3 protein-coding genes and 1 pseudogene are annotated in these 5,740 nt (G+C 73.6%); all 4 read right to left on the bottom strand.

Going from position 1 to position 5,740, the window contains the following annotated elements; all coding sequences use genetic code 11:
- Positions 1-735, bottom strand: a 735-nt coding sequence (locus ACSNOH_RS33070) for a biotin carboxylase N-terminal domain-containing protein (protein ID WP_436725142.1), incomplete at its 3' end; no start/stop codon positions are given.
- Between the two features lie 27 nt (positions 736-762).
- The gene (locus tag ACSNOH_RS33065) at positions 763-2,394 is read right to left on the bottom strand and encodes an acyl-CoA carboxylase subunit beta (RefSeq protein WP_436725141.1); all 1,632 of its coding nucleotides are present in this window, start codon (positions 2,392-2,394) and stop codon (positions 763-765) included.
- Positions 2,391-4,154, bottom strand: a complete 1,764-nt coding sequence (locus ACSNOH_RS33060) for an acyclic terpene utilization AtuA family protein (protein WP_436725143.1) — start codon at positions 4,152-4,154, stop codon at positions 2,391-2,393. The genes ACSNOH_RS33065 and ACSNOH_RS33060 overlap by 4 nt, the downstream gene beginning before the upstream one ends.
- Before the next feature lie 204 nt (positions 4,155-4,358).
- Positions 4,359-5,591, bottom strand: a pseudogene (locus ACSNOH_RS33055) ((Fe-S)-binding protein); the annotation flags it as partial.
- Positions 5,592-5,740 lie beyond the last annotated feature (149 nt).

Raw genomic sequence — 5,740 nt, 5'->3', positions numbered from 1 at the left:
CTCCTCGCCGCCGCCGCCCCGGTCAGCTCCTCCTCCAGCGCCGCCCAGCCCGGGCGCCGGCGCCTCCTCGATCACCTTCTGGTGCCGCCGCTGCAGCGAGCAGTCCCGCGTGCCGAGAGCCCACACCACGCCGTGCGCATCCGCAAGGATCTGCACTTCCACGTGCCGCCCGCCTTCCACGTACGGTTCGACGAAGACCTCGTCGTCCCCGAACGCGGCCATCGCCTCGGCCCGCGCGGACGCCACCTCGGCGTCCAGCGCGGCGAGGTCGCGGACGACCCGCATCCCCCGCCCGCCACCCCCCGCGGCGGCCTTGACGATCAGCGGCGGCTCCGCCGCCTCCAGCACCGGCACCCCCGCCTCCGCCATGATCCGCTTGGCGCGCGTCTTGGAGGCCATGGCCTCGATCACGGCGGGCGGCGGCCCGATCCACACCAGCCCCGCGTCGAGCACGGCCCGGGCGAAGGACGCGCTCTCGGAGAGGAACCCGTACCCCGGGTGCACGGCGTCCGCGCCCGCGTCGAGCGCGGCCCGGACCACGGCCTCGCCGCGCAGGTACGTGTCCGCGGCCGCGGAACCCGGCAGCCGGACCGCCACGTCCGCCTCCCGTACGTGCAGCGCACCGGCATCCGCGTCCGAGTGGACGGCGACGGTGGAGACGCCCATCGCGCGGCACGTACGGAACACGCGGCAAGCGATCTCACCGCGGTTGGCAACCAGCACCGACTCGATCATCAACGCATCTCCCCGGCCCGCGGCCCGTCACATCCGAAAGACACCGAAACCACCAAGCCCACCGAACCCACCAGACCCACCCCGCACACCCTCCACCGGCGCCGAGTGGATCGCGGACAGACACATCCCCAGCACCGTCCGCGTGTCCCGCGGATCGATGACGCCGTCGTCGTAGAGCCGCCCGGAGAGGAACATGGCGAGCGATTCGGACTCGATCTGCTGCTCGACCATCTCCCGCAGCGCGGCGTCCGCCTCGTCGTCGTACGGCCGCCCCCGCGCCACCGCGGACTGCCGGGCGACGATCGACAGCACGCCGGCGAGCTGCTGCGGCCCCATGACGGCCGACTTCGCGCTCGGCCAGGCGAACAGGAACCGCGGGTCGAACGCCCGGCCGCACATGCCGTAGTGCCCGGCCCCGTACGACGCGCCCATGAGGACCGACAGGTGCGGAACCCGGGAGTTCGCCACCGCATTGATCATCATCGCGCCGTGCTTGATGATGCCGCCCTGCTCGTACTCCCGGCCCACCATGTACCCGGTCGTGTTGTGCAGGAAGACCAGTGGCACGTCGCGCTGATCGGCGAGCTGGATGAACTGCGCGGCTTTCTGCGACTCCTCGCTGAAGAGAACGCCCTGCGCGTTGGCGAGAATCCCCACCGCGTACCCGTGGATACGGGCCCAGCCCACGACCAAGCTGACCCCGTACCGGGCCTTGAACTCGTCGAAGTCGGAGCCGTCGGCAACACGTGCGATGACCTCACGCGGATCGAACGGCACCTTCAGGTCACCCGGTACGACCCCGAGCAGCTCGTCCTCGTCGTACAGCGGCGGATCCACGAGCTCCGGCGGCGGATCCGCGGACGCCTTGCGCCAGTTCAGGCGCCCGACCACCCGCCGGGCCAGCCGCAGCGCGTCCAGCTCGTCAACGGCGAAGTAGTCGGCGAGGCCGGAGACGGAGGCATGCATGTCCGCCCCGCCCAGCGACTCGTCGTCGCTCTCCTCTCCCGTGGCCATCTTCACGAGCGGCGGCCCGCCGAGGAAGACCTTCGACTGCTCCTTCACCATGATCACGTGGTCGGACATGCCGGGCACGTACGCACCGCCGGCCGTCGAATTGCCGAAAACCACCGCCACCGTGGGCACGCCGGCGGCGGACAGCCGCGTCAGGTCCCGGAACAGCCCGCCCCCCGGAATGAAGATCTCTTTCTGGCTGGGCAGGTCGGCCCCGCCGGACTCGACGAGCGAGACGACCGGCAGCCGGTTGGCGAACGCGATCTCGTTCGCCCGCAGGGCCTTCTTCAGCGTCCAGGGGTTGCTGGCCCCGCCCCGCACGGTCGGGTCGTTGGCCGTGATGACGCACTCGACGCCCTCCACGACACCGATACCGGTGACGATCGACGCGCCGACCGCGTAGTCGCTCCCCCACGCCGCCAGGGGGGACAGCTCCAGGAACGGCGTGTCGGGGTCGAGGAGCAGCTCGATGCGCTCGCGGGCGAGGATTTTGCCCCGCGCCCTGTGCCGGGTGACGTACTTTTCCCCACCCCCCGCGAGCGCCCGCGCGTGCTCGGCCTCGACGGCGGCGATCCGCTCCAGCATGGACGCCCTGTTCGCGGCGTAGTCGTCACCCGTCACATCGAGACGGGACGTCAGCACGGTCACAGCAGCACCTCCGGTATGTCCATGTAGCGCGACCGCAGCCACTCCCCCAGGGCCTTGGCCTGGGGGTCAAAACGGGCCTGGGAGGCGACGCCCGCGCCGAGCAGCCCTTCGACGGTGAAGTTGAGGGCGCGCAGTGCGGGGTAGACGTGCCGCTCGACGGGCAGCCGAGCGACCTCGGGCAGCAGCTGCCGGAAGCGGGAGCCGGTGAGCTCGTGGGCGAGCCAGCGCCAGGCGGCGTCGGAACGGGCCCACACGCCCACGTTCGCCGAGCCGCCCTTGTCACCGCTGCGCGCGCCCGCGACGAGCCCGAGGGGGGCGCGGCGCACGGGCCCCGGCGGCAGCGGCGGGGGGAGCACGGGCGGCTCGACGGGAAGCGGCCCGACGGAGGCCGGCCCGAGGCGGGCAGGCCCAGCGGAAGCCGGTCCCACGGGAGCCTGCTTCCCGGCCACCGGGCGAGCCGAGGGAGCCGAAGGAGCCGAAGGAGCCGCCGGCACCCGCAACCGCGTCCCGTCCGGCAGGACGGCCGTGTGGCGGACGGCGTACGCGTCCACGTACGCGGCCTCGAACACGCCGTACGGGGAGCCGGGGCCGGGCGGTGCGGTGAGGTGGAAGCCGGGGTAGCCGGACAGGGCCAGTTCGACGGCCGCCCCGCTGACGGCGCGGCCGACCGCCTCCGGATCGGGGTCGCGCACGACGAGACGCAGGAAGGCGCTCGCCTCCTCCTGCACCTCCGCGTCGGCGTGGTCCGTACGGGCAAGGGTCCACCGGACCTCCGCGGGCCGGCGCTTCGCCAGGGCCTCCTCCATCTGCGCCCGCGCGAGGCGCGCCTTGGCCTCGATGTCGAGACCCGTGAGCACGAACACGACCTCGTTGCGCCAGCCGCCCACGCGGGTGAGCCCCACCTTGAGCGACGGGGGCGGAGGCTCCCCGCGGACGCCGCTGATCCGTACGCGGTCGGGTCCGTCGTCCGTGAGCCGGACGGTGTCCAGGCGGGCGGTCACGTCGGGGCCCAGGTAGCGGGGGCCGCCCGTCTCGTAGAGGAGCTGGGCCGTGACCGTGCCGACGGTGACGGCGCCGCCGGTGCCGGGGTGCTTGGTGATGACGGCCGAACCGTCGGGGTGGATCTCGGCGACGGGGAAGCCGGGCCTGAGCGCGCCGCGCTCGGCGGCCTGTTCGGCGAAGCGCTCGGTCAAGCACTCGGGGAAATGCTCCGTGAAGAAGGAGTAGTTGCCGCCGGTCGCCTGCGTGCCGCACTCCAGGACGTGCCCGGCGACGACGGCCCCGGCGAGCCGGTCCAGGTCCTCGGCGAGCCAGCCGAAGTGCGCGGCGGCGGGGCCGGTGACGAGGGCGGCGTCGGTGACGCGGCCGGTGACGACGACGTCCGCGCCCGCGCGCAGGCAGGCGGCGATGCCGGCGCCGCCGAGGTAGGCGTTGGCGGTCAGCACCTCCGGGCCCCAGTCGCGCCCGGGCTCGTGCAGCAGGTCGTCGCCCTCGACGTGGGCGACGCCGACATCGGCGCCGACGCGCCGGGCGAGGGCGCGGATCGCCTCCGCGAGGCCGGCCGGGTTGAGCCCGCCCGCGTTGGCGACGATCTTCACGCCGCGGTCGGCGGCGAGGCCGAGGCACTCCTCCAGCTGGCCGAGGAACGTCTTCGCGTAGCCGCGGGAGGGGTCCTTGAGGCGGTCGCGGCCGAGGATGAGCAGGGTGAGCTCGGCGAGGTAGTCACCGGTGAGGACGTCGAGGGGGCCGCCGGTCAGCATCTCGCGGAAGGCATCGAACCGGTCGCCGTAGAAGCCGGAGGCGTTGCCGATGCGTAACGGGCTCGCCGGTGAGGCGCTCGGCCGTAAGGGGCTCGTCCGTAAGGGGGATGAGGGGTCTGTCACTGGGCGCCGCTCCCTCAGGAGGTCATGTCAGGACGGAGAGAGCGTGACAGCGCGCACAAAAACAATCAAGCGTGCTTGCCTTTATTTTCCGGCCAGTTGTTCCCGCCCGGAAGCCAGGCCTTCCGCGAGGAGCTCCGCGAGGTGCCGCGCCCGGGGGCCGTCGCCCGCGAGCTGAGCGATCTGCGTACGGCAGGAGAACCCGTCGGCGAGGATTGCGGCGCCGGCCCCGTCACCGCGCGCGGCAGCAGCCCGGAGGGACGGCAGCAGCTGCTCCTCCGCGCAGGCCACGGACACCTCGTAATGGCCCTTCTCGAAGCCGAAGTTGCCCGCGAGGCCGCAGCACCCGCCACTCAGTTCGCCCATGAGGCCTGCGCGCTCGCGCAGGCGGCGTTCGGCGGCGTCGCCGAGGACGGCGTGCTGGTGGCAGTGGGTCTGGCCGGCGACGGGACGGTCGAGGCGGGGCGGTTGCCAGTGCGGGGCGAGATCTTCCAGAGTCTGCGCGAAGGTGCGGACGCTTGCGGCCAGTTGCCGGGCGCGCGGGTCGCCGGGGAGCAGTTCGGGGAGGTCGGTGCGGAGGGCGGCGGCGCAGCTGGGTTCGAGGACGGTGACCGGGAGGCCGGCGTCGAGGGCGGGGGCCAGCACGTCGAGCGTACGGAGCAGGGTGCGGCGGGCGCGGTGGAGCTGGCCGGTGGAGACCCAGGTCAGCCCGCAGCAGGGCGGCTTCGGCGGGACGGCGATCCGGAGTCCGGCGTTCTCCAGCACCGTCACGGCGGCGCGCCCGGCCTCCGGGGAGAAGTGGTTGGTAAACGTGTCGGGCCAGAGGACGAGGTCCGCGGGGAGTACCTGACTCGGCCGCCGCCCCCTCCACCACCGTGCGAACGGCCCCGGCGCGAGGCGCGGAATCGTCCGCTGCGGAGCGATTCCCGCGAGCCGCTTCGCCACGGCCGCCACCGGCGCCGCGCCGGACAGCCGGTTCACGGCGGCCGCCCCGCGGACCGCGGCGACCGCCCGGAGCCACACCGGCAGCCAGCCCATCGCGTAGTGGGCGGCGGGCCGCAGCCGTCCCGCGTAGTGGTGGTGGAGGAACTCCGCCTTGTACGTGGCCATGTCGACGCCGACCGGGCAGTCGCTCCGGCAGCCCTTGCACGCCAGGCACAGGTCCAGCGCCTCGCGGACCTCCTCCGATCGCCAGCCGTCGGTGACGACCTCGCCGGCCAGCATCTCGTGCAGGAGCCGGGCGCGGCCGCGCGTGGAGTGCCGCTCCTCGCCGGTCACCCGGTACGACGGACACATGACGCCGGCTCCGGACGCCGATCCGGTTCCGGACACCGATCCGGTTCCGGACACCGATCCGGTCCCGGACGCCGATCCGGTCCCGGGCCCCGGTCCGGACGAGGACCCCGGTCCGGACGAGGACCTCGCCCCAGCCCCCGTCCCCGTCCCCGTGGGCGGCGGCGTCACCG

The organism is Streptomyces sp. URMC 127 (assembly GCF_051386535.1).
In the GTDB taxonomy this organism is placed as follows: domain Bacteria; phylum Actinomycetota; class Actinomycetes; order Streptomycetales; family Streptomycetaceae; genus Streptomyces.
This window is presented reverse-complemented; position numbering and strand designations above follow the sequence as displayed.

Excerpts from the sequence above, each read along its gene's own strand:
- ACSNOH_RS33060 (WP_436725143.1), bottom strand. The coding sequence starts at position 4,154 with ATGCTGACCGGCGGCCCCCTCGACGTCCTCACCGGTGACTACCTCGCC.